Consider the following 23,302-nt stretch of genomic DNA (forward strand, 5'->3'; position numbering starts at 1 on the left):
TCTTTGGAGACGCCGTCCCGGGGAGGCGGCGTCCGCCCACGGCGGTGGGCGCGGCGTGGAGACTCAGCCGCGAGGGTTCACAGCACGTCCCCGGCGTAGTCCGCCAGGCGCGAGCGCTCGCCGCGCTGCAAGGTTACGTGGCCCGAGTGCGGCCAGCCCTTGAAGCGGTCGACCACGAACGTCAGGCCCGAACTGCCTTCGGTCAGGTACGGCGTGTCGATCTGGGCGATGTTGCCCAGGCAGATCACCTTGGTGCCGGGGCCGGCGCGCGTCACCAGCGTCTTCATCTGCTTGGGCGTCAGGTTCTGGGCCTCGTCGATGATCAGGTACTTGTTCAGGAAGGTGCGCCCGCGCATGAAGTTCAGCGACTTGACCTTGATGCGCGACCGGATCAGGTCCATGGTGGCGGCGCGCCCCCAGTCGCCATTGCCTTCGCCTTCGCCCATGTTCAGCACGTCGAGGTTGTCTTCCAGCGCGCCCATCCAGGGGAGCATCTTCTCTTCCTCGGTGCCGGGCAGGAAGCCGATGTCTTCACCAACGGGCACCGTGACGCGGGTCATGATGATCTCGGTGTAGCGCTTGGTCTCCAGCACCTGGGTGATGCCGGCCGCCAGCGCCAGAAGCGTCTTGCCCGTGCCCGCCTGGCCCAGCAGCGACACGAAGTCGCATTCCGGGTTCATCAGCAGGTTCATGGCGAAGTTCTGCTCGCGGTTGCGCGCGGTGATGCCCCAGACGTTGTTCTTGCCGTGGGTGTAGTCGCGCAGCGTCGCCAGCACCGCCATCTTGCCGCTGACCTCGCGCACCTGGGCGTACAGCGGCATCTGGCCTTCGAAGTAGACGAACTGGTTGACCACGAACTGCGAACACAGCGGGCCGTGGATGCGGTAGAAGGTGGTGCCGCCCTGTTGCCAGGACTCGACGTCCTTGCCGTGCTTGTTCCAGAAATCCTCGGGCAACTGCATCACGCCCGAGTACATCAGGTCCGAGTCTTCCAGGACGTGGTCGTTGAAGTAGTCTTCCGCGGCCATGCCCAGCGCGCGCGCCTTCAGGCGCATGTTGATGTCCTTGGACACCAGCACGACTTCACGCTGCGGGTATTTTTCCTGCAGAGCGCGCACCACGCCCAGGATCTGGTTGTCGGCCTTGCCCATGGGCAGGTCCGACGGCAGGGTGCTGTGGATGGCGGTGGTCTGGAACATCAGGCGCCCGGTGGCGTCCTTGTTGCCCAGCTTGGCCAGTTCCAGGCCTTCGTCCAGTTGGGTGGCGTCCTGCACCAGGGCGTCGAGCGAACGACTGACCTGGCGAGCGTTGCGCGCCACTTCGGACATGCCCTTTTTCTGGTGGTCCAGTTCTTCGAGCGTCATCATCGGCAGGAAGATGTCGTGCTCTTCGAAGCGGAACAGCGAGCTGGGGTCGTGCAGCAGCACGTTGGTGTCCAGCACGAACAGCTTGCGCGGCTCGTTCTGGGCGCGCGGCTTGGTGCGCTTGGCCGGGGTCGCGGCGGGCTTGGCCTGGCGCGCCTGGGCGCGCGGCGCCGGTGCGGCGGGGGCCGGCGGCGGCACCTGGCGGGCCGGGATCTGGGCCTTGCGGGCGGGAGGGGCCATGCCGTCGAGTTCGGGCTGGACCAGCAGCTCGTCCTCGTCGTCTTCGGCCAGGACGGCCTGGGTGTTCGACCGCGCAGCGGCGGTCTTGGTGCTGCGGGCCTGCGCCCGGGCGTTATCGCCCGAGGGGAAGGTCAGGATGGCTGCGGGGCGGGTGGGCAACTTCGGAAGCGGCATATGCGTCACTCTCCAGTATGGGCCGGCTATGGCACCTGACGGGTATTCCTGTGCACGGCTAACCGATGCTCTTGGCGGCCTGCAGGACTTCCTTGGCGTGGCCCGGGACCTTCACCCCGCGCCACTCCTGCACCAGCACGCCATAAGCGTCGATCAGAAAGGTGCTGCGCTCGATGCCGCGCACCTGTTTGCCGTACATGTTCTTCTGCTTGATGACGCCGTACAGATTGCACACGGTTTCGTCGGCGTCGGAGATGAGAGGGAAAGGAAGCTCGTACTTGGCCTTGAAGTTCTCGTGCGACTTCAGCGAATCGCGCGAGATTCCGACCACCACGGCGCTGGCCGACAGGAAGTCGGCGTGCAGGTCGCGGAAATCCTGGCTCTCGGTGGTGCAGCCAGGGGTGTTGTCCTTGGGATAGAAGTACAGGATCACGGCGCGACCCTGGCACTGCTCCAGGCTGATCGGCCCGATGGTGCTTTCAGCGGTGAACAGCGGGGCGGGCTTGCCGATGATGGGCATCATCATGTCTGGGGGTCTCCGTTGGGGGGGATGAGGGCGACGACCACGCGCCGGCCCTCCGCCATCAGGATGTTGTAGGTGCGCGAGGCGGCGTGGGTGTCCATGATTTCCACGCCGATGCCGGCCGCCAACAGGGGACGCAGCACCTCGGGGCGCAGGAACTGTTGCCGGCCGCCCGTGCCGACCAGCAGCACTTCCGGCGCATTGGCCGGGCGGCTGGGGGTGGCTTCGGGTTCGTCCAGGAACGCCAACGGGTCGCGGACGGGTTCGGACAATCCGGCCGCCTGACGCAAGAGGGTGGGGGTGATGTCGGCCGGCGACTGAACGGGCCAAGGGGTAACTTCGCCTTCGGGGCCAAAAGCGACCGAGGAGGAAAAACGTACCTGGTTGACCTCGATATAACCGTCACCGTAGGCGGTGACGGTGTTCAGGGCGGCCGTCGCAGGATCGGTATGCAGCTTCAATAAATACTCCGGCTTTATGGCTCCGATAATAGCGCATCAGGATGGCCGTATGTTGCAAAGGGAATACCCCCACGCTTCACTCGCTGCGCTCGCTCTCTGCCCCCCGCGGGGGGGGCTGCCCGCCGTTGGGGGCGGCCCGGCGGGAGGGCGGGCATTTTTGCCACCAAATTTGCCATCAAGCAGGCCCTATTTTTGTTCCATTTGCCGCCCAGGCGTCCTTGCGCTAGATTACAGGGTTTTGCTGCGCCGCAAACGTGTGCTGGCGCGGCTTTTGAGCCCGTTTCCCCTTCGCGCCCTCGCGCCCTGGATTTTTGCCCCTTCGCCCCCTAAGGATTCCCATCATGAGGAAGTTCTCTCGCATTGAGCGTTTGCCCCCGTACGTTTTCAACATTACCGGCGAGCTCAAGATGGCAGCCCGTCGGCGCGGCGAGGACATCATCGACATGTCGATGGGCAATCCGGACGGCGCCACTCCCAAGCACATCGTCGACAAGATGGTCGAGGCCACCATCCGCCCGACCACCCACGGCTACTCGGTGTCCAAGGGCATCCCGCGCCTGCGCAAGGCCATCTGCGACTGGTACCAGCGCCGCTATGCGGTCGAGTTCGACCCCGATTCCGAAGCCATCGTCACCATCGGCTCCAAGGAAGGCCTGGCGCACCTGATGCTGGCCACCCTGGACCGTGGCGACACCGTGCTGGTGCCCAACCCCAGCTACCCGATCCACATCTACGGCGCGGTCATCGCCGGCGCCAACATCCGCTCCGTGCGCATGACGCCGGGCGTGGACTTCTTCGAGGAACTCGAGCGCGCCGTGCGCGAGTCGATTCCGAAGCCCAAGATGATGGTGCTGGGCTTCCCCAGCAACCCGACCGCCCAGTGCGTCGACCTGTCGTTCTTCGAGCGCGTGGTGGCCCTGGCCAAGGAACACGACATCCTGGTGGTGCACGACCTGGCCTACGCCGACATCACCTTCGACGGCTATGTCGCCCCCTCGATCATGCAGGTGCCCGGCGCGCGCGATGTCGCGGTCGAGTTCTTCACCATGAGCAAGAGCTACAACATGGCGGGCTGGCGCATCGGCTACATGGTCGGCAACCGCGAGCTGGTGGGCGCGCTGGCGCGCATCAAGAGCTATCACGACTACGGCACGTTCACGCCGATCCAGGTGGCCTCGATCGCCGCCCTGGACGGCCCGCAGGACTGCGTGAACGAGATCGTGGCGCAGTACCAAAGCCGCCGCGACGTGCTCGCGCGCGGTCTGCACGAAGCAGGTTGGAATGTGGAGATTCCCAAGGCGTCCATGTACATCTGGGCGCAGATCCCCGAACCCTACCGGGCGATGGGCTCTTTGGAGTTTGCCAAGCGTGTCCTGTCGGATGCGAAAGTGGCCGTGTCCCCCGGGATCGGCTTCGGCGAGTATGGCGACGAATACGTGCGCTTCGCTCTTATCGAAAACGAGCAGCGCACCCGCCAGGCGGTGCGCGGCATCAAGGACATGTTCCGCAAGGACGGCTATAGGTAAGGTCCCCCCCCGAAGGTAGGCCCACCCCCGAAGCGCCTGCGGACCGGCGGAGCCGGATCCGCGGCATCCCGATACGGGGGCAGCCGTTTTTTGCGTGGCTTGCGTGGCGTAGCGCCCGCATTATGGAGAAATGAAATGAATTCGCCTCAACGCCCGCCCGCGGAGGGCGCCGCGATGAATCCCATGAAAGTGGGCCTGCTCGGCCTGGGCGTGGTCGGCGGCGGCACCTGGACGGTGCTGTCGCGCAATGCGGAAGAGATCGCGCGCCGCGCCGGTCGCCGCATTGAAGTGACCCGCGCCGCCGTGCGCGACGTGCCCAAGGCGCGCGCCCGCGTCGGCGACACGCTGCCCGTGGACACCGACGTGCACGCGCTGGTGCGCGATCCCGAGATCGACATCGTGGTCGAGCTGATCGGCGGCGATACCCTGGCGCGCGAGCTGGTGCTGGAAGCCATCGCCAACGGCAAGCACGTGGTCACCGCCAACAAGGCGCTGCTGGCCAAGCACGGCAACGAGATCTTCGCCGCGGCCTCCGAGCGCGGCGTGATGGTGGCGTTCGAAGCCGCCGTCGCCGGCGGCATCCCCATCATCAAGGCCATCCGCGAAGGCCTGACCGCCAACCGCATCCAGTGGGTCGCCGGCATCATCAACGGCACCACCAATTTCATCCTGTCGGAAATGCGCTCGCGCGGCCTGCCGTTCGCCGACGTGCTGGCCGAGGCCCAGCGCCTGGGTTACGCCGAAGCCGATCCCACGTTCGACGTGGAAGGCGTCGACGCCGCGCACAAGCTGACGCTGCTGGCCTCGCTGGCCTTCGGCGTGCCGGTGCAGTTCGACCGCGCGTACATCGAAGGCATCTCGCAGCTGGCCGCCGAGGACATCGAGCACGCCGAGCGCCTGGGCTACCGCATCAAGCTGCTGGGCATCACCAAACGCCGCGCCGACGGCATCGAGCTGCGCGTGCATCCGGCGCTGGTGCCGGCCGAGCGCCTGCTGGCCAACGTCGAAGGCGCGATGAACGCGGTGCTGGTCAAGGGCGACGCCGTCGGCCCGACGCTGTACTACGGCCAGGGCGCCGGCGAAGAGCCGACCGCCTCGGCGGTGGTGGCCGACCTGGTCGACGTGACCCGCCTGCACACCGCCGATCCGGGCAACCGCGTGCCGCACCTGGCGTTCCAGCCGGACGCCATGGCCGACACGCCGATCCTGCCGATCGAGCAGGTCAGCACGTCGTACTACCTGCGCCTGCGCGTGGACGACCAGCCGGGCGTGCTGGCCGACATCGCGCGCCTCCTGGCCGACCGCTCCATCTCGATCGGCTCGATGATCCAGCAGCCTTCGCACATCGGCGGCGCGGACATCATCTTCCTGACGCATGAAGCGGTGGAAGGCAACGTCAACCAGGCCATCGAGCGCATCGAGGCCTTGCCCTTTGTCCGTTCCAAGGTCACGCGCCTGCGCGTGGAGCATTTGGTATGAGGAAGGCCCACCCCCGAAGCGCCCGCGGCGCCTCCCCCTCAAGGGGGCACCGGCGGCGGCCCGGCGGAGCCGGCTCCGCGCGGCCTGGCTTGGCGGGACGCAGTGCATTGTGGAGTCAATGACATGAACTACATTTCTACGCGGGGGGGCATGGCGCCCCTGCCGTTTTCCGACATCCTGCTCGAAGGGCTGGCGCCGGACGGCGGCCTGGCCGTGCCGGAACAGTTGCCGCAGATTTCGGCCGAGACGCTGGAATCGTGGCGCGGCCTGTCGTACGCCGACCTGGCGTTCGAAGTGCTGTCGCGCTTTGCCACCGACATCCCGGCCGAGGACCTGCGCCGCCTGACCCGCGCCGCCTACACCTCGCAGATCTTCAACAGCGAAGACATCGTCCCGCTGCGCCCGCTGAACGACGGCCTGTCGCTGCTGGGGCTGTCCGAAGGCCCGACGCTGGCCTTCAAGGACATGGCCATGCAGTTCCTGGGCCAGGTGTTCGAGTACGTGCTGACCCGGCGCGGCACCACGCTCAACATCGTTGGCGCCACCTCGGGCGACACCGGTTCGGCGGCCGAATACGCGCTGCGCGGCAAGCGCGGCGTGGCCGTGTTCATGCTGTCGCCGCACGGCCGCATGAGCGCGTTCCAGCGCGCCCAGATGTACTCGCTGCAGGACGAGAACATCCACAACATCGCCGTGCGCGGCGTGTTCGACGAAGCGCAGGACATCGTCAAGGCGCTGGCCGGCGACCTGGCTTTCAAGGCCAAGTACCGCCTGGGCGCGGTCAACTCGATCAACTGGGCGCGCATCGCCGCCCAGGTGGTGTACTACTTCCACGGCTGGCTGCGCGCCACCGACAAGCCGGGCCAGCAGGTCTCGTTCACGGTGCCCTCGGGCAACTTCGGCAATATTCTGTCGGGCCACATCGCCCGCGGCATGGGCCTGCCGGTGCGTCGCCTGGTGCTGGCCACCAACGAGAACAACGTGCTGGAAGAGTTCTTCCGCACCGGCATCTATCGCCCGCGCCCGGCCGAGCAGACCTACGCCACCTCCAGCCCGTCGATGGACATTTCGCGCGCCTCGAACTTCGAGCGCTTCGTGTTCGACCTGGTCGATCGCGACGCCGACCGCGTCAAGGCGCTGTGGGCCGACATGGCGCGCGACGGTTTCTTCGACCTGTCGGCGCTCAAGCCGCGGTTCGAGGCGCAGTACGGCTTCGTCTCGGGCGCCAGCTCGCACGAAGACCGCCTGGCCACCATCCGCTCGCTCTACGACCAGACCGGCGTGCTGGTCGATCCGCACACCGCCGATGGCGTCAAGGTCGCGCGCGAGCACGTCGAGCCCGGCGTGCCGATGCTGGTGCTGGAAACCGCCTTGCCGGCCAAGTTCTCTGAAACCATCGAGGCCGCCCTGGGCCGTCCGGCCACGCCGCCGGGCAACCTGGCAAACCTGGAATCCTTGCCGCAGCGCGTCGAAGTCATGGACTGCGACGCCGCCGCCGTGCGCCGCTATATCGAGGCGCACGCCAAGGTGTAAAGGCAACTTGCGGTTGTATGGGGTTGCAACCCCTCGCGGTGTGAACCGCGAGGGGTTTTTTACTTTCATACGCATTTTGGCCACATGCCGTCACTTTTTTTGGGCGCGCATCCGATACAGTGAATTCACCATTCACACTCGGAGAACACGCCCATGAACCTGAAGACCATGACGTTGGCCCTGGTGGTGACCGGAGTAGGGGTGCTGGCCGGATGCTCGTCGCCCTCGGTTATTCAGCAGCGGGACGGGACCTCGACCGTGACGCCCGACGAGCCGACCTATGACAAGAAATCCGGCATGTACGAGTACGACAAGGACGGCAAGAAGGTCCAGATCAACAAGGACGATGTGAAGTCCATCGAAGAGGTCAAGTAAGCCCTTCGCCGGATCCCGTGACCCGTCCTGCCCTAGGTTGACACCTACGGGACGGTATCCGTAGCGATTACGGACTGAGCACCCGATGAACTTCATCGGGTGTTTTGCATTGTAGGGACAGATGTGGGCGCTCGGTGTTGTAGATCTGGACAGACTGCCTGACCATGAGCCTGGCTTGGGCCAGATCAGCGGGTCTTTGGAGCAACAGCTCTCCCTTCAGGATGCCGTTGACCCGCTCGGCCAAGGCATTCTGGTAGCAGTCGTAGCCGTCGGTCATCGAGCAACGGATGCCATGGCGGGCGTGCAGGCGCTGGTAGTACGTCGAGCAGTACTGGATGCCTCGATCCGAGTGGTGCACCAACGGCTGACTCGAGCGCCGCGAGCGCAACGCCATCTCCAGCGCGCGGCGCACCCCTTCGGTCTGCAGATTCTCGGCCACGTGGTAGCCCACGATCTTGCGCGAGTAGGCATCGGTCACCAGGCTCAAGTAGGTGCACCGCTGGTCGGTCGGCAGGTAGGTGATGTCCGCCACCCAGACCTGCTCGGGGCCGGTCGCCACCACCTGGCCTTGACCCGCCTTGAGCAGGTTCGGGTGGCGCCGGAAGCGGTGATGGCTGTCCGTGGTCTTGTGATACGCCCGGCGCGGTCTGACCAGCATCCGGGCGCTGCGCAGGATGTCGAACAGCGCATCGCGCCCGGCCTTGATCCCCGCCTCGCGCAGCGGCTGGCGCAGCACGTGATGTAGCTTACGCGTACCCAACTTCGGTTGCCGGACCCGCAACGCCGTCACCATCGACACCACCTGGCAAGCCTGCTGCTGGCGCTCTCGCTCCCTGTGCCTGCCCTTGTAATAGGCCTGGCGGCTGTGCCCCATGTAGCGGCAAGCCCTTGCCACGCTCAACCCTTGGACGAGCTTTTGCGTGAGGACTTGCCCGAAGGCTTTTTTACGACGCGCACCCCGTAGTCTTTCTCCAGCACGTTGACCACGGCCTCGAACAACTGCGCCTTCTCGCGCGCCTCCTTGAGCTGAACCTCCAGCTCCTTGATCCGCTGCTCGGGCGTGAGTCCCTTGCCCTGACGATCCATATCCACTCCTCTGACCGTCGGCAAGCTCCAGCCACTCCAGCCCGGGCGACCATGCTTGCGCAGCCACACCAGCACCGTCGACCGGCCTTGGATCCCGTAGCGACGCTGCGCCTCTTTGTACGTCAGCTCGCCTTTTTCCACCTGCTCGACCACCGACAGTTTAAAAGCCAGGCTGTAATCCCGCTGGGTTCGCTTGATCCTTGATTCCAATTGACTCTCCTTTTTTCTCTCAAAAAGGTGTCAACCAAATTCAGGACGGGTCACCGACGAAAAAAAAGCCCCGGCTCAGGCCGGGGCTTTTTGTTGGGCGAACGCCGGGCTTACTTGCCCGCGTCCTCGGCGTGGTAGCGGCCCACGCGCTCGACTTCGTTCTTCGAGCCCAGGATCACGCTGACGCGCTGGTGCAGCTTGTCCGGCTGGATGTCGAGGATGCGCTGCGTGCCGTTGATCGCCGCGCCGCCGGCCTGTTCGATGAGGAAGCTCATCGGGTTGGCTTCGTACATCAGGCGCAGCTTGCCGGCCTTGCCCGGCTCGCGCGCATCCCAGGGGTACATGAAGATGCCGCCGCGGGTCAGGATGCGATGCACGTCGGCCACCATCGAGGCGATCCAGCGCATGTTGTAGTCCTTGCCCAGGGGGCCGGTGGAACCGGCCAGGCAGTCGTCGATGTAGCGCTTGACCGGGGCGGCCCAGTGGCGCATGTTCGACATGTTGATGGCGAATTCCTTGGTGTCTTCGGGCACGCGGATGTTTTCGTGGGTCAGCACCCACGAGCCCATTTCGCGGTCCAGCGTGAAACCGACCACGCCGTTGCCGATGGTCAGCACCAGCATGGTCTGCGGGCCATAGACGGCATAGCCGGCCACCACCTGCTTGTTGCCCGGCTGCAGGAAGTCGGCCTCACAGACCGGCGCGCCCGACACGTTGTGCGGGGCGTGCAGCACCGAGAAGATGGTGCCGATCGACACGTTCACGTCGATGTTCGAGGAGCCGTCCAGCGGATCGAACAGCAGCAGGTATTCGCCCTTGGGGTAACGGTTCGGAATCAGGTGGATAGTCTCCATCTCTTCCGAGGCCATGGCCGCCAGGTGGCCGCCCCATTCGTTGGCTTCGAGCAGGATCTCGTTGGACAGCACGTCCAGCTTCTTCTGCACTTCGCCCTGCACGTTCTCGCTTTCGAGGCTGCCCAGGACGCCGCCGAGCGCGCCCTTGCTGACCGCGTGGCTGATCGCCTTGCAGGCGCGCGCCACCACTTCGATGAGCAGCCGCACTTCGGGGGCCAGGGCGTGCGCGGAGCGTTGCTGCTCCACCAGGTATTGGGTAAGTGTTTTACGTTTCAAGAGGTTCTCCCTATGCTGCGAATTCTAAAGCCTTGGATACGATTTCCTGCACGTTGCGCGATAGCCCCTCGTGGCCGCGCACTCGCTGCAGGGCTTCCTGCATGGGACCGCGCAGGGCCGGCACGTAGCGCGACCAGTTGTCCAGCGCGCGCGCCAGGCGTGCGGCGATTTCCGGATTGAGCGCGTCCAGCGCCAGCACCTGGTCGGCCCAGAAGGCATAGCCGGACCCGTCCGGGTGGTGCATGCCGCGGGCGTTGTTCAGGCAGAACTGGAAAATCAGCGCGCGCGCCCGGTTCGGGTTGCGCAGCGTGAACGCCGGGTGCTTCATCAGTTCGCGCGCGGTCTGCACCGTGGTGTAGCGCGCCGCGGCCTGCAACGCGAACCACTTGTCCACCACCAGCGCGTTGTCGCGCCACTTGTCGTAGAACGCCGCCAGCGCCTGCTGCGGGAAATCGCCCTGGCCGTAGTTGATCAGGGCCGACAACGCGGCCATGCTGTCGGTCATGTTGCCGGCGTGCTCGTATTGCTGTTCGGCCAGGCGCTGCGCCTCGTGCTCGCCGGCCGCCATCAGGTGGCTGAGCGCCAGGTTCTTCATCGCGCGCTTGCCGGCCGGCACCGGCGCGGGGCTGTATGCGCCCGGCGTCTGGTTGTCATCGAAGGCCTGGCGGAATTCGGCCGAGAGTTGGCGGCCCAGCTCGGCGCGCAGGAAATCGCGCGCCACCGCCAGCGCCGGAGGATCGACGGCCTGCATGCGTTCGGCCAGGGTCTTTTCCGAGGGCAGCGCCAGGGCGCGGGCGCGGTACGCGGCATCCAGCGCCGGGTCGGTCAACAGCGCGCGCCAGGCGGCGATGAAGGCCGGGTCGGCGTGCAGCGTGCGGCCGGCCTGGCGCGCCTCGGCCAGCGCCAGGATCTGGCGGGTGGCCAGTTCCTGGCCGGCTTCCCAGCGTGCGAAGGGGTTGCCGTCGTGGGCCGACAGCAGCGCCAACTCCTCGTCGGTCCAGTCGTAATCGACGATCACCGGCGCGGAAAAATCGCGCAGCAGCGACGGCACTGGCATTTCGTCGATGTCGTCGAAATGCCATTGCTGGCTCTGCGTTGTCAGTTCCAGCAGCGCGGTGTCCTTGACCATCCCGTCATGGCGCAACGGCAGGGCGCGGCCGTTGCGGTCCAGCAGGCCGATGGCGAAAGGGATATGGTAGGGCGCCTTGACGAAGCCGGCAGGGGCCTTTTTCTCGACGCCGACCGGCTGGCATTCCTGCGACAACGTCACGGTGCAGCGGCGGGCGGCGGCGTCGTGCGTCAGCCTGACCGTCACGCGCGGCGTGCCCGCCTGGCGGTACCAGTTGCGAAACACCGACAGATCGCGGCCCGGGTGCTGACGCGTGTAGACCGATTCCATGGCGGCGACGAAGTCGTCGCAGGTCACGGCCTGGCCGTCGTGGCGGCGGAAATATTCGTCCATGCCGGCGCGGAAACCGGCCTCGCCCAACAGCGTGTGCTGCATGCGGATGACCTCGGCGCCTTTCTCGTACACCGTGGCGGTATAGAAGTTGCCGATTTCCTGGTAGCTGTCGGGACGGATCGGGTGGGCCATCGGGCCCGCGTCCTCGGGGAACTGCGCCGCGCGCAGCGTCACCACGTCGTCGATGCGCTTGACCGCGCGGGCGCTCGCGGCAGCGGCCTCGTCCATGTCCTGCGCCATCATGTCGGCGCTGAATTCCTGGTCGCGGAATACGGTCAGGCCTTCCTTCAGGCTCAATTGGAACCAGTCGCGGCAAGTGACCCGGTTGCCGGTCCAGTTGTGGAAGTACTCGTGGCCGATGACGGATTCGATGCCTTCGTAGTTGGCGTCCGTGGCGGTATCCGCGTCGGCCAGTACGTAGGCGGCATTGAAAATGTTCAGGCCCTTGTTCTCCATCGCGCCCATATTGAAATCATGGACGGCAACGACCATGAAGCGGTCCAGGTCCAGTTCCAGGCCGAAGCGGGTCTCGTCCCAGCGCAGCGCGCGCACCAGGGAATCCAGCGCCCATTCGGTCTTGGTCTCTGCGCCCGGGTCGCTGTAGACCTGCAGCAGCACGTCGCGGCCGCTGGCGGTCTTGACCGTGGTTTCGCGGTGAGTCAGGTTGCCGCCCACCAGGGCGAACAGATAGCAGGGCTTGGGGAACGGATCTTCCCATTCGACCTCGTTGCGGCCGTCGGGCAGTTGCCGCGAGGCGACCAGGTTGCCGTTGGACAGCAGCACCGGGTAGGCCGGCGCGGCACGCAAGGTCACGCGGTAGCGCGACATGACGTCCGGGCGGTCGGCGAACCAGGTGATGCGGCGAAAGCCTTCGGCTTCGCATTGGGTGAAGAAATTGCCGCCCGAGACGTACAGGCCCATCAGCGTGGAGTTGGCCGAGGGCTTGCAGCGGCTGACGATCTCCACGCTGGCCTCGGCGGGCAGGCCGTACAGCGCCAGGCTGTGCTCGGACAGGTGAAAACGGTCGGCCGGCAGCGCCTGGCCATCCACCCCTACCGAGACGAGCTCCAGTTCTTCGCCGTCCAGCACCAGCGCGGCGTCGGCGCTGGCGTCCGCCTTGCGCCGGACCTGCATGACGCAGCGGACCTCGGTGCTGTCGGGCGCGAGGTCGAAGGCCAGGGAAACCTGCGGGATGTCGTAGGGGTAGGGCTGGTAATCCTTGCGGTATACGGTAACGGGCGTGTCTGTGCGCATGGGATTGCAGTCCTGTATGAACGAGAGTCCTATTGTAGTGTGAGGCCTGACAGACACAGGCGCCGGACGCACCCGCCCGGCGTAAACTTTTGGGGGCCCGCGCGGTCAAAGCTCAGTATGATGGGCGCCGTCGCGCAATGAGGAGTTGCAAATGTCTCGTTCTTCCCCGTTCAATACCGGCCGTTGGGCGGCCGTCCTGGCTGTATTGGGGGCGCTGGTGCTGAGCGGATGTGCCACCCCCACCGTGTCGGCGCGCGTCACCTCCTTCCAGCAGTGGCCGACAGGCGTCGAAGGCCAGACTTACCAATTCGTGCCGGCCGAGCCATCGCAAGCCAATAATCTCGAATACCAGTCATACCAGGACATGGTGCGCGCCGGCATCGGCGCGACCGGGCTGGTGGAAGCCCAGCCGGGCGCCAAGGCCCGTTTCGATGTCTCGTTCCGTTATGGCACGAGCCAGACGCAGGTGATGGTGCGGCGTCCGTACGATCCGTATTTCAATGGCGGTTATGGCTATGGCGGTTTCTACGGTCCGCGGCCGTGGGGCGGCTACTACGGCTATTGGGGCCCGGATTGGGTCGACGTGCCCATGGTGGTCCAGCGCAACACGCTCACGCTGCAGATCCACGACAGCCAGCGGGGCGGAGCCGAGGTCTACCGTTCCAGCGCCTTCGTACTCAGCGAACGGGACAATTTCGTGCGGATGATGCCGTATCTGGTACGGGCAATATTTGACGGATTCCCGGGAAATAATGGCGCCGAGCGCGAAATCCAGTTCCCGGTCCAGTAGTTTTTGCCACGCCAAAAGACAGTCATAAAATAAAAAATGCGCACCAATTTGGTGCGCATTTATTTTTTCTTACTGAATAATAGGTTTTATTCTTTGATGAGGAAACTGTCGCGCGTGGCGCCGGATGCTTCTTCGGCGGCGAGCCAGCGGGGGGCCTTGCCACGACCGCTCCAGGTCTCCCCGGTTTGGGGATGACGGTACTTGGGCGCAACGGCGCGTTTGGCGGCGTTGGCCGGGCGGACAGCGGCGCCAGCCTTGCGGCGGCCGCTGGGGGTGGCACGGACGGGCTTGCCGGCGCCAAAGGCGGCGGCGATTTCTTCGGGGGTGATGTCGTACTCGCGCATCGACGTGATGATCGAGGCGATGACCGGCTTGCGGCGCTTGGTTTGGAGGACTTCAGCCTTCTTTTGGAGCTTGTTGATTTCCTTTTCGATCTTTGCTTGCAGAGCTGCGTAGGTTTCTCGGGCCATGGTTATTCCTGATTATGGAACTGCTTTAATCGCCGGCGGAGTTATGTTTATTTGTTGTGCTTCGCATAATACAGAATTTGACGTCCCTTTGCCGCTGTTTTGGTCTAATTACTTTGTATCAAAACGGCCGGAAAGTCTTTAGGCTAGCGGGTTTGCGCCATGAACAAGTATTGGGAATGATATTCTCAAATTTGGGACTAAATGAAACAACCGGCCGTTTGGTTCACAGGGCGGACGAATGCAACATTGCGTGTTGGGAAATGCGCGTTTTTGTTTCACGAAGCGAGCGGATGGGCAGAGGATGCCCACTTTTCAGTGTGTCGTAAGCCTGTAATTTTCGTATGCCGGGTCGATGCCGGCGGCAAATACACGAGTTTCCACAAGTGGTAGGACGACTGGACGCGATCCCTATGACACGGGGGTTTCCAGGGGTATGCGGATTTTCATTCCCAGCCATCGGGAATGATATGCGCGGCCGTTTGCGGGGAGGACTTTTTTACGCCATTTTCATTTTGCTGTTGCGTTGTATGACAAGTTCGATAGGGCGTCCGGCCGGCGAGCAAAGGGGCGGGCGCCCGGGCAGAGGTTATTTTTTCGGAACGCCCCCCGCGGGTATGGGAGCGGTTCCAATTGGTTAACTTGATAGACAATAAACGGCGGCCGCGACGCCACCCCCTTGTCGGCGGTACGATATAGCCTTGAGCGTCCTGGCTGCCGCGTTCGTCGCGCCGGCGCCCCCGAACAGAGTCCTATGAAAATCATCGATCCCGCTATTGCATCTCTGGCTACCGCCAAATCGCTCCTGCTCGACCCGTGGGGGTTGACCGAGGCCGATATGGCGCGCGCCCTTGGCGAAATCTTCACCCACAAGGTCGACTATGCCGACCTGTATTTCCAGTACACCCGCAGCGAGGGCTGGAGCCTGGAAGAGGGCATCGTCAAGACCGGCAGCTTCTCCATCAGCCAGGGCGTTGGCGTGCGCGCCGTCAGCGGCGAGAAAACCGCGTTCGCCTATTCCGATTCGCTCTCGGCCGATGCCTTGCTGTCCTCGGCGCACGCGGTGCGCGGCATTGCCCGCCGCGGCGCCGGCAAGGTCAAGGTGGCGGCGCAGGTCGAAGCCGAAATGGGCCGCAGCCTGTATGCCGACATCGATCCGGTGGCGACCCTGAGCGCACCCGAAAAGGTGGCGCTGCTCGAACGCGTCGAACGCATGGCGCGGGCCCGCGATCCGCACGTGATCCAGGTCATGGCCGGCCTGGGCGCCGAGTATGACGTGGTGCTGGTGGCGGGCAGCGATGGCCGCCTGGCCGCTGACGTGCGGCCGCTGGTGCGCCTGTCGCTGACCGTCATCGCCGAACGCAATGGCCGCCGCGAAATGGGCCATGCCGGCGGCGGTGGCCGCCTGGGGCTGGCATATTTCACGGACGAAATGCTGCAGGGCTACGTTGAGCGCGCCGTGCACGAAGCGCTGGTCAACCTGGAGGCGCGTCCGGCGCCCGCGGGTGAAATGACGGTGGTGCTGGGTTCGGGCTGGCCCGGCATTCTGCTGCACGAAGCCGTCGGCCACGGCCTGGAAGGCGATTTCAACCGCAAGGGTTCCAGCGTGTTCTCCGGGCGTATCGGTGAACGCGTCGCCTCCAAGGGGGTCACGGTGGTCGACGACGGCACCATTCCGGATCGCCGCGGTTCGCTCAACATCGACGACGAGGGCAACGCCACCCAGCGCAACGTGCTGATCGAGGATGGGATCCTGCGCGGCTACATGCAGGACACGCTGAACGCGCGGCTGATGAAGACCGCGGCCACCGGCAACGGCCGCCGCGAATCGTTCGCGCACCTGCCCATGCCGCGCATGACCAATACCTACATGCTGGCCGGCGACAAGGCGCCCGAGGAGATCATCTCGTCCGTCAAGCGTGGGCTGTATGCGGCCAATTTCGGCGGCGGCCAGGTCGACATCACCAACGGCAAGTTTGTGTTCTCGGCCTCCGAGGCCTACATGATCGAAGACGGCAAGATCACCTATCCGGTCAAGGGCGCCACCCTGATCGGCAACGGTCCCGACGCCATGACCCGCGTCAGCATGATCGGCGACGACCTGAAGCTGGATTCGGGCGTGGGCACGTGCGGCAAGGACGGCCAGAGCGTGCCGGTGGGCGTGGGCATGCCTACGGTCCGCATGGAAGGCCTGACCGTCGGCGGGACGGCCTGACCGGTCGCCAGGCAGCCTGCGGGGCCGCCACGCCGCGCCGCAAACTGGCGTGACGGCCCGAAAAAAGTGTGCTAGAGTCTTTTCCCATGAAATTCGCTTCCCCCGCCTTTTACTTTTATTTTTTTGGTTTTCTGAAGCCGCTGGCGGAGGAAGGGAAGCGCTCAATCTGAAGTTTGGAAAGAATCCCCCCAAAAAAGCCGCCAGCGAACTGGCGGCTTTTTTTGTGCCGTCAGTTTGAGGAACCCCCCGGGATGCAATCCCGGTGGCGGGAAACCCAGGAGCAGTACCGTGTCACACAATACCGACGACCTTCGCATCCGAGAAATCAAAGAGCTCAATCCGCCCGCGCACGTCATGCGTGAGTTCGCCTGCACCAAGGAAGCTTCCGACACCGTGTTCGCCGCCCGGCAGTCGATGCACCGCATCCTGCATGGCATGGACGACCGCATGATCGTCGTGATCGGCCCGTGTTCGATCCACGACACCCGCGCCGCGATCGAATACGCCAAGCGCCTGAAGCCGGTGCGCGACCGCCTCAGCGCGGATCTGGAAATCGTGATGCGCGTGTATTTCGAGAAGCCTCGCACCACTGTCGGTTGGAAGGGGCTGATCAACGATCCGGACCTGGACGGCAGCTTCGACATCAACAAGGGCGTGCGCGTGGCGCGCGAGCTGCTGCTGGACATCAACAGCCTGGGATTGCCGGCGGGGTGCGAATTCCTGGACATGATTACGCCGCAGTACATTGCGGACCTGGTCTCCTGGGGGGCGATCGGCGCGCGCACGACGGAGAGCCAGGTGCATCGTGAACTGGCATCCGGCCTGTCGTGTCCGGTGGGTTTCAAGAACGGCACGGACGGCAACGTGAAGATCGCCGTGGACGCGATCAAGGCGGCGTCCCAGCCGCACCATTTCCTGTCGGTGACCAAGGGCGGGCATTCGGCCATCGTTTCGACCGCGGGCAATGAAGACTGTCACGTCATCCTGCGCGGCGGCAAGACGCCCAACTACGACGCCGCCAGCGTCGAGGCGGCCTGCCAGGACATGTCCAAGGCGGGCCTGGCCCAACGCGTCATGATCGACGCCAGCCACGCCAACAGCAGCAAGAAGCCCGAGAACCAGCCGCTGGTCATCGAGGACGTGGCGCGCCAGATGGAAGCGGGCGATGCGCGGCTGGTCGGCGTGATGGTCGAAAGCCATCTGCTGGGAGGCCGTCAGGACATGGTGCCGGGCGAACCGCTGGTCTACGGCCAGAGCATCACGGACGGCTGCATCGACTGGGACGCGTCGGTCGCCGTGCTCGATCGCCTGGCCCAGGCCGTGCGCGAGCGCCGCCGGGTCGCGCTGACCTCCGGCAAGTAAGTCCTGATTGCTGCAAGCCGCCCCGTCCGGGCGGTTTGCAGCGCAGCAAGGCGGGCGGCGTAGAATATCCGGATTCCCCCATCCGAGAACCCGCTGATCATGAACGCTCCCTTGCACGCCGAATCGTTGCGCCGCGCGGTGCCGGCCGCTTGTCTCGAGGCCCTGCGCGCCCGTTTTGGCGACCGTTTCTCCGAATCCGCCGCGGTGCGCGAGCACCATGGCCGCGACGAGTCGCCGTATCCCGCGATGCTGCCCGACGCGGTGGTCTTCGCCCAGAGCACCGAGGAAGTCGCCGAGGTCGCCAAGCTGTGCAACCAACACCGCGTGCCGCTGATCCCCTACGGCGCGGGTTCGTCGCTGGAAGGCCACATCCTGGCGATCCAGGGCGGTATCAGCCTGGATCTGTCGCAGATGAACAAGGTGCTGGCCGTCAACGCCGAAGACCTGACCGCCACCGTGCAGGCCGGCGTGCTGCGCAAGCAACTCAATGAAGAGATCCGCAGCACCGGCCTGTTCTTTCCGATCGATCCGGGCGCCGACGCCAGCCTGGGCGGCATGGCCGCCACGCGCGCCTCCGGCACCAACGCCGTGCGCTACGGCACCATGCGCGAAAACGTCATGTCGCTGACCGTGGTCACCGCCGATGGCCGCATCGTGCGCACAGCCGGCCGCGCCCGCAAGTCCTCGGCCGGCTACGACCTGACCCGCATATTCGTCGGCAGCGAAGGCACGCTCGGCATCATCACCGAAGTCACCGTGCGCCTGTATCCGCAACCCGAGGCCGTGTCGGCCGCGGTCTGCAACTTCCCCACGCTCGATGCCGCGGTGCAGAGCGTGATCGAGATCATCCAGATGGGCGTGCCGGTGGCGCGCGTCGAGTTCATGGACGCGGCCAGCGTGCGCGCCGTCAACCTCCACAGCAAGCTGACGCTGCGCGAGACGCCGCTGCTGGTGTTCGAATTCCACGGCAGTCCGGCGGGCGTGCAGGAGCAGGCCGAGACCGTGCAGGCCATCACCGCCGAGCATGGCGGCATGGATTTCGAATGGGCCGAGCGCCCCGAGGACCGCAGCCGCCTGTGGACCGCGCGCCACAACGCCTACTTCGCCGGCCTGCAACTGCGCCCCGGCTGCCGCGCCAGCACCACCGACGTCTGCGTGCCGATCTCGCGCCTGGCTGACTGCGTGCGCGACACCGTCGAGGAACTGGACCGCGCCAGCTTCCCGTACACCATCGTCGGCCACGTCGGCGACGGCAACTTCCACGTGCTGATGCTGCTGGACGCCGACAGCGAGCGCGAATGGCAGGAGTCCGAGGCCATCAACCACAACCTGGTGCGGCGCGCCATCGCCGCGGATGGCACCTGCACCGGCGAGCATGGCATCGGCCTGCACAAGATGCAGTTCATGGCCGAAGAGCATGGCGATGACGCGCTGGATCTGATGCGCAGCCTCAAGCATGCGTTCGATCCGAACAACATCCTCAACCCGGGCAAGATCGTTTCCTGGTGAGTCGTCCGGAGGGACGCGGATCAAGGCCGGCGGGGATGACCCGCCGGTTTTTTTTCGGCCAGCGGGAACGGGCAGCCCGCGCGGCCGACAGGCGTTCTCAATGAGTGGGAATGGTGCCGGGGGCGCGACGCGCTTGTCCACGCGATGCGCAGGGGCTTTACGGCTGGTTACTTCTGCGGGGCCGCGCGGCCGTTGGCTGTACGCAGGATGCGGGTAAATCCCGGCCTGCGTCCAGCCAGCGGTCGCGCTATTGTTGCGCTCATGAATTCACTGGTCGAAACCGGCCTGGCACAAGCGCAGGCGCCTTATTCGTTGCAGCAACTCGTCGAGGCGTTGTCGGCCGCGCTGCCGTCGCATTGCGTGCTGTTTCGTGAAGAGGACACGCGCCCCTACGAGTGCGACGGCCTGTCGCTCTACCGCGCATTGCCCGCAGTGGTGGCCTTGCCCGAGACCGAGGAACAGGTGCAGGCGGTGATGCGCATCTGCAAGCGCCTGAATGCGCCGCTGGTGGCGCGCGGCGCCGGCACCGGCCTGTCGGGCGGCGCGATGCCGCACAGCCAGGGCGTGCTGCTGGGCCTGTCCAAGTTCAATCGCATCAAGCACATCGACCTGGCCAGCGCGACCGCGGTGGTCGAACCCGGGGTGCGCAACCTGGCCATTTCGGAAGCCGCGGCGCCCTACGGGCTGTACTACGCGCCCGATCCGTCGAGCCAGATCGCCTGTTCGATCGGCGGCAACGTCGCCGAGAATTCGGGCGGGGTGCATTGCCTGAAATACGGCCTCACAGTGCACAACGTGCTGCGGGTGCGCATGGTCACGATCGACGGCGACGTGGTCGAGCTGGGCTCGGAGGCGCCGGACGCGCCGGGGCTGGACCTGCTGTCGGTGTTCATCGGCTCAGAAGGCATGCTGGGCGTGGTGACCGAGGTGACGGTCAAGCTGATTCCCAAGCCGGCCTGCGCCCAGGTGGTGATGGCCAGTTTCGCCAGCGTCGAGGCCGCGGGCAACGCGGTGACGCGGGTGATCGCCGATGGCATCATTCCCGCCGGGCTGGAGATGATGGACCGGCGCGCGACGCATATGGTCGAACCCTTCGTGCGCGCCGGCTACGACATGGATGCGCAGGCCATCCTGCTGTGCGAATCCGACGGCACGCCAGAGGAAGTGGCGCACGAGATCGCGCGCATGGAAGCCATCTTCCGCGCGGCCGGCTCGACCCGCTGCCAGGTGTCGGCCTCGGAGGCCGAGCGGCTCAAATTCTGGGCGGGGCGCAAGAACGCGTTTCCCGCCGCCGGGCGCGTGTCGCCCGATTACTACTGCATGGACGGCACGATTCCGCGCCGTCATCTCGCCCGGGTGCTGGGCGCCATCGAGCAAATGGAAGACGAGTTCGGCCTGCGCTGCGCCAACGTGTTCCATGCGGGCGATGGCAACCTGCATCCGTTGATCCTGTTCGATTCGAATAAACCGGACGAAGTGGAACGCGCCGAGAAGTTCGGCGCGGCCATACTCGAACTGTGCGTGCAGGTGGGAGGAACCGTGACTGGAGAGCACGGTGTGGGAATGGAGAAAATAAATCAAATGTGCGTGCAATTCTCTCGCGAAGAACTCGACGCGTTCCTGGCGGTCAAGCGGGCATTCGATCCGCCGTGCCTGCTCAACCCCGAAAAGGTCATCCCTACGCTGGCCCGCTGCGCCGAGTACGGCAAGATGCACGTACACGCGGGCGAGCTGCGCTTTCCGGATCTCGCACGCTTCTAGGACGTCCCTCCCATGGATTTCGTCCTGTCGGAATTGTGCGACCAGGTCATGACGGCTCGCGCCGGTCACAAGCCGCTGTTCGTCATGGGCGGCGGCAGCAAGGCGTTCTACGGCAACTACCGGCCAGTGACGCCGCAGGATGGCCATTGCCTGCTCGACATGACCCCGTATCGCGGCATCGTCAGCTATCACCCGTCGGAACTGGTGGTGACGGTCAGGGCCGGCACGCCGCTGGCGGAGCTGGAGGCGGCGCTGGCCGAACACGGCCAGATGCTGGCCTTCGAGCCGCCGCATTTCTCGCCCGCCGCCACCGTTGGCGGCTGTGTGGCCGCGGGCCTGTCGGGACCGCGCCGCATGAGCGCCGGCGCCTTGCGCGACTTCGTGCTTGGCGCGCAGTTGCTGGATTCGGACGGCCGTGTGCTGTCGTTCGGCGGCGAGGTCATGAAGAACGTGGCGGGCTACGACGTGTCGCGGCTGCTGGCCGGTTCGCATGGCATCTTCGGCGCGATCCTCGAAGTGTCACTCAAGGTCGTGCCTCGGCCGATGGAGGAACTGACGCTGGCGTTGCCGGCGACGCAGGCCCAGGCGCTGGCCAGCTTCGCCCTGTGGCGCGGCAAACCCTTGCCGATTTCGGCGACCAGTTGGGTCGGCGGCGCTGACGAGGAAGGCCAGATGCATGTGCGCCTGTCGGGCGCGCCGCCGGCCATCGCCGGCGCGCGGCAGGTGATCGGCGGCGATCCCCTGGCGCCGGAGGCGGCGCAGGCCTGGTGGACCGGCTTGCGCGAACAGACCCATCCGTTCTTCGCGCCGGGACAGCCCTTGTGGCGGCTGGCTTTGCCGCCGACGGCGGCAGCGATCGGCAGCGGGCAGGCCCTGCTGGAGTGGGGCGGCGGCCAGCGCTGGCTGTCGGGGGCGCGGGACGCCACCGAGCTGCGCGAACTGGCGCAACGGCTGGGCGGCCATGCAACGCTGTTCCGTCTGGCCGGCACGCGGCCGCCGGCCGACGGCGTGTTCCATCCGCTGTCGCCGGGCGTGGCGTTGATCACGCGCCGCCTCAAGCAAGAACTCGATCCGGCGGGGTTGTTCAACCCCGGCCGGCTGGTCCTGGAGCTATAGGCATCATGCAAACCAATCTGGCAGCCTGGGCCCGCGATACCGACCTGGGCAAAGAGGCCGATGCGATCCTGCGGCGCTGCGTGCATTGCGGCTTCTGCACGGCCACCTGTCCGACCTACCAGGTGCTGGGCGACGAGCTCGACAGCCCTCGCGGCCGCATCTACCTGATCAAACAGGTGCTGGAAGGCGCCGAACCGACGCAATCGACCCAACAGCATCTGGACCGCTGCCTGACCTGCCGCAATTGCGAAACCACCTGCCCGTCGGGCGTGGAATATGGGCATCTGGTGGACATCGGCCGCCAGATCGTCGAGGAGCGGGTGCCGCGGCCGTGGGCCGAGAAGGCCAAGCGCAAGATGCTGCGCCGGGCCATGCTGTCGCCGCTGTTCGGGCCGGCCATGCGCCTGGGGCAGGCGGTGCGCGGCGTCCTGCCGGAATCGCTCAAGCGCAAGGTGCCCGAGCGGCGTCCGGCCGGCGCGTTGCCGCAGGTGGAGGGCCACACGCGCCAGGTGCTGATGCTGGCCGGTTGCGTGCAGCCGTCGATGATGCCGTCGATCGACGCCGCCACCATCCGCGTGCTCAACGCCATCGGCATCGGCGCGCGCATCGCGCCCGGCGCGGGCTGCTGCGGCGCGGCCAGTTTCCACCTGGACGCGCAGGCGGCCGCGCTGGACCAGATGCGCGCCAACGTCGACGCGTGGTGGCCGCTGGTGCGCGATGGCGCGGTCGAGGCCATCGTCATGAATGCATCGGGCTGCGGCGCCATGGTCAAGGAATACGCCCATCACCTGCGTCACGATCCGGCCTACGCGCAGCGCGCCGCGGACATCGTGGCGCTGGTGAAGGATGTGGCGGAAATCGTCGCGCCGCAGGCCGATGAGCTACGCCAGCGACTGTCGGAAAAGCGGGTGCGGGCGGCGTTCCATCCGCCCTGCACGCTGCAGCACTGGCAGGGCCTGCGGCCTTTGTCGGAGCGGTTGCTGGCCGATCTTGGCTTCGAGCTGCAGCCGTTCGCTGAACAGCACCTGTGCTGCGGCTCGGCCGGGGCCTATTCGGTGCTCAATCCGGAGATCGCGCTGGCGCTGCGCGACCGCAAGCTGGGCGCCATCGCGCCGGCCGCGCCGGATGTGATCCTGTCGGCCAACATCGGTTGCATCGGCCATTTGCAGAGCGGCACCGGCACGCCGGTGCGGCACTGGATCGAAGTGGTGGACGAGCAACTGGCCCGCGCCTAGGCCGGCCGCCGCGTCGCGGGAATCCTCTGG

At 65.8% G+C, this 23,302-nt stretch carries 18 protein-coding genes; 11 read left to right on the forward strand and 7 right to left on the reverse strand.

The genetic code is table 11. From position 1 onward, the window contains the following. Nucleotides 1-77: 77 nt before the first annotated feature. Genes ACUDCK_RS07970 through ACUDCK_RS07980 form a run of 3 tightly spaced genes read right to left on the reverse strand, consistent with a single transcriptional unit; the run spans nt 78 to nt 2,762 of the window. A complete protein-coding gene (locus tag ACUDCK_RS07970; RefSeq protein ID WP_064522689.1) occupies nt 78-1,778 on the reverse strand; it encodes a PhoH family protein in 1,701 nt (566 codons plus the stop codon). Nucleotides 1,779-1,836: 58 nt separating this feature from the next. Further along, nucleotides 1,837-2,301 carry a peroxiredoxin gene (locus ACUDCK_RS07975; protein WP_006388430.1) on the reverse strand — a complete coding sequence of 155 codons (465 nt, stop codon included), beginning with the start codon at nt 2,299-2,301 and terminating at the stop codon, nt 1,837-1,839. Continuing rightward, a complete protein-coding gene (locus ACUDCK_RS07980) occupies nt 2,301-2,762 on the reverse strand; it encodes an Mth938-like domain-containing protein (RefSeq protein WP_006388431.1) in 462 nt (153 codons plus the stop codon). The genes ACUDCK_RS07975 and ACUDCK_RS07980 overlap by 1 nt, the downstream gene beginning before the upstream one ends. 341 nt (nt 2,763-3,103) lie before the next feature. Here ACUDCK_RS07980 and alaC point away from each other — a divergent pair, with 341 nt between their 5' ends. From alaC to ACUDCK_RS08000, 4 genes are all read left to right on the forward strand, one after another. Next, nucleotides 3,104-4,288 carry an alanine transaminase gene (gene alaC, locus ACUDCK_RS07985; protein ID WP_054417625.1) on the forward strand — a complete coding sequence of 395 codons (1,185 nt, stop codon included), beginning with the start codon at nt 3,104-3,106 and terminating at the stop codon, nt 4,286-4,288. Between the two features lie 174 nt (nt 4,289-4,462). Continuing rightward, a complete protein-coding gene (locus tag ACUDCK_RS07990) occupies nt 4,463-5,767 on the forward strand; it encodes a homoserine dehydrogenase (protein WP_020924485.1) in 1,305 nt (434 codons plus the stop codon). A 123-nt stretch (nt 5,768-5,890) separates the two neighbouring features. Then, the gene (thrC, locus tag ACUDCK_RS07995) at nt 5,891-7,300 is read left to right on the forward strand and encodes a threonine synthase (protein WP_175168282.1); all 1,410 of its coding nucleotides are present in this window, start codon (nt 5,891-5,893) and stop codon (nt 7,298-7,300) included. Between the two features lie 153 nt (nt 7,301-7,453). Further along, nucleotides 7,454-7,675: a YgdI/YgdR family lipoprotein gene (locus ACUDCK_RS08000; protein WP_006388435.1), complete on the forward strand. Its 222-nt coding sequence runs from the start codon at nt 7,454-7,456 to the stop codon at nt 7,673-7,675. A gap of 67 nt (nt 7,676-7,742) precedes the next feature. On the opposite strand, the gene ACUDCK_RS08005 is transcribed toward ACUDCK_RS08000, so the two are convergent. From ACUDCK_RS08005 to pepN, 3 genes are all read right to left on the reverse strand, one after another. Further along, a protein-coding gene (locus tag ACUDCK_RS08005) for an IS3 family transposase (RefSeq protein ID WP_197487112.1) occupies nt 7,743-8,971 on the reverse strand; the annotation gives its coding sequence in 2 pieces (ribosomal slippage) (nt 7,743-8,621 and nt 8,624-8,971; 1,227 coding nt in all). A 110-nt stretch (nt 8,972-9,081) separates the two neighbouring features. Beyond that, a complete protein-coding gene (locus ACUDCK_RS08010; protein WP_175168301.1) occupies nt 9,082-10,101 on the reverse strand; it encodes a class 1 fructose-bisphosphatase in 1,020 nt (339 codons plus the stop codon). A gap of 10 nt (nt 10,102-10,111) precedes the next feature. Beyond that, on the reverse strand, nt 10,112-12,817 hold the full coding sequence (gene pepN, locus ACUDCK_RS08015) for an aminopeptidase N (RefSeq protein WP_144658081.1): 2,706 nt from the start codon (nt 12,815-12,817) through the stop codon (nt 10,112-10,114). Between the two features lie 151 nt (nt 12,818-12,968). Between pepN and ACUDCK_RS08020 the strand changes: the two genes are divergently transcribed. Continuing rightward, nucleotides 12,969-13,607, forward strand: coding sequence for a DUF4136 domain-containing protein (locus ACUDCK_RS08020; protein ID WP_175168302.1), 639 nt, complete (start codon nt 12,969-12,971; stop codon nt 13,605-13,607). An 86-nt stretch (nt 13,608-13,693) separates the two neighbouring features. Here ACUDCK_RS08020 and ACUDCK_RS08025 read toward each other — a convergent pair whose 3' ends face one another. Further along, complete coding sequence (locus tag ACUDCK_RS08025) at nt 13,694-14,077, reverse strand: H-NS histone family protein (RefSeq protein WP_054473936.1); 384 nt, start codon at nt 14,075-14,077, stop codon at nt 13,694-13,696. 751 nt (nt 14,078-14,828) lie between these two features. Between ACUDCK_RS08025 and tldD the strand changes: the two genes are divergently transcribed. From tldD to glcF, 6 genes are all read left to right on the forward strand, one after another. Then, the gene (gene tldD, locus ACUDCK_RS08030; protein WP_054501346.1) at nt 14,829-16,289 is read left to right on the forward strand and encodes a metalloprotease TldD; all 1,461 of its coding nucleotides are present in this window, start codon (nt 14,829-14,831) and stop codon (nt 16,287-16,289) included. 288 nt (nt 16,290-16,577) lie between these two features. Beyond that, nucleotides 16,578-17,651, forward strand: coding sequence for a 3-deoxy-7-phosphoheptulonate synthase AroG (gene aroG, locus ACUDCK_RS08035; RefSeq protein WP_054501345.1), 1,074 nt, complete (start codon nt 16,578-16,580; stop codon nt 17,649-17,651). 99 nt (nt 17,652-17,750) lie between these two features. Continuing rightward, nucleotides 17,751-19,160 carry an FAD-binding oxidoreductase gene (locus tag ACUDCK_RS08040; RefSeq protein WP_116791078.1) on the forward strand — a complete coding sequence of 470 codons (1,410 nt, stop codon included), beginning with the start codon at nt 17,751-17,753 and terminating at the stop codon, nt 19,158-19,160. Between the two features lie 261 nt (nt 19,161-19,421). Beyond that, nucleotides 19,422-20,921, forward strand: a complete 1,500-nt coding sequence (locus ACUDCK_RS08045) for an FAD-linked oxidase C-terminal domain-containing protein (protein WP_054501343.1) — start codon at nt 19,422-19,424, stop codon at nt 20,919-20,921. Nucleotides 20,922-20,933: 12 nt separating this feature from the next. Further along, nucleotides 20,934-22,037 carry a glycolate oxidase subunit GlcE gene (gene glcE, locus ACUDCK_RS08050; RefSeq protein WP_054501342.1) on the forward strand — a complete coding sequence of 368 codons (1,104 nt, stop codon included), beginning with the start codon at nt 20,934-20,936 and terminating at the stop codon, nt 22,035-22,037. Nucleotides 22,038-22,042: 5 nt separating this feature from the next. Beyond that, nucleotides 22,043-23,272, forward strand: a complete 1,230-nt coding sequence (gene glcF / locus ACUDCK_RS08055; RefSeq protein WP_064524175.1) for a glycolate oxidase subunit GlcF — start codon at nt 22,043-22,045, stop codon at nt 23,270-23,272. The last annotated feature ends 30 nt before the right edge of the window (nt 23,273-23,302 follow it).

It is taken from the genome of Achromobacter sp. CF-sbj1-Ac2-l, from assembly GCF_052698165.1.

What these genes read in the sequence shown, in the direction of transcription:
- ACUDCK_RS07970 (WP_064522689.1), bottom strand. Translation starts at nt 1,778, where the DNA reads ATGCCGCTTCCGAAGTTGCCCACCCGCCCCGCAGCCATCCTGACCTTC.
- ACUDCK_RS07975 (WP_006388430.1), bottom strand. Translation starts at nt 2,301, where the DNA reads ATGATGCCCATCATCGGCAAGCCCGCCCCGCTGTTCACCGCTGAAAGC.
- alaC (WP_054417625.1), top strand. Translation starts at nt 3,104, where the DNA reads ATGAGGAAGTTCTCTCGCATTGAGCGTTTGCCCCCGTACGTTTTCAAC.
- ACUDCK_RS07990 (WP_020924485.1), top strand. Translation starts at nt 4,463, where the DNA reads ATGAATCCCATGAAAGTGGGCCTGCTCGGCCTGGGCGTGGTCGGCGGC.
- thrC (WP_175168282.1), top strand. Translation starts at nt 5,891, where the DNA reads ATGAACTACATTTCTACGCGGGGGGGCATGGCGCCCCTGCCGTTTTCC.
- ACUDCK_RS08000 (WP_006388435.1), top strand. Translation starts at nt 7,454, where the DNA reads ATGAACCTGAAGACCATGACGTTGGCCCTGGTGGTGACCGGAGTAGGG.
- pepN (WP_144658081.1), bottom strand. Translation starts at nt 12,817, where the DNA reads ATGCGCACAGACACGCCCGTTACCGTATACCGCAAGGATTACCAGCCC.
- ACUDCK_RS08020 (WP_175168302.1), top strand. Translation starts at nt 12,969, where the DNA reads ATGTCTCGTTCTTCCCCGTTCAATACCGGCCGTTGGGCGGCCGTCCTG.
- ACUDCK_RS08025 (WP_054473936.1), bottom strand. Translation starts at nt 14,077, where the DNA reads ATGGCCCGAGAAACCTACGCAGCTCTGCAAGCAAAGATCGAAAAGGAA.
- tldD (WP_054501346.1), top strand. Translation starts at nt 14,829, where the DNA reads ATGAAAATCATCGATCCCGCTATTGCATCTCTGGCTACCGCCAAATCG.
- ACUDCK_RS08040 (WP_116791078.1), top strand. Translation starts at nt 17,751, where the DNA reads ATGAACGCTCCCTTGCACGCCGAATCGTTGCGCCGCGCGGTGCCGGCC.
- ACUDCK_RS08045 (WP_054501343.1), top strand. Translation starts at nt 19,422, where the DNA reads ATGAATTCACTGGTCGAAACCGGCCTGGCACAAGCGCAGGCGCCTTAT.
- glcE (WP_054501342.1), top strand. Translation starts at nt 20,934, where the DNA reads ATGGATTTCGTCCTGTCGGAATTGTGCGACCAGGTCATGACGGCTCGC.
- glcF (WP_064524175.1), top strand. Translation starts at nt 22,043, where the DNA reads ATGCAAACCAATCTGGCAGCCTGGGCCCGCGATACCGACCTGGGCAAA.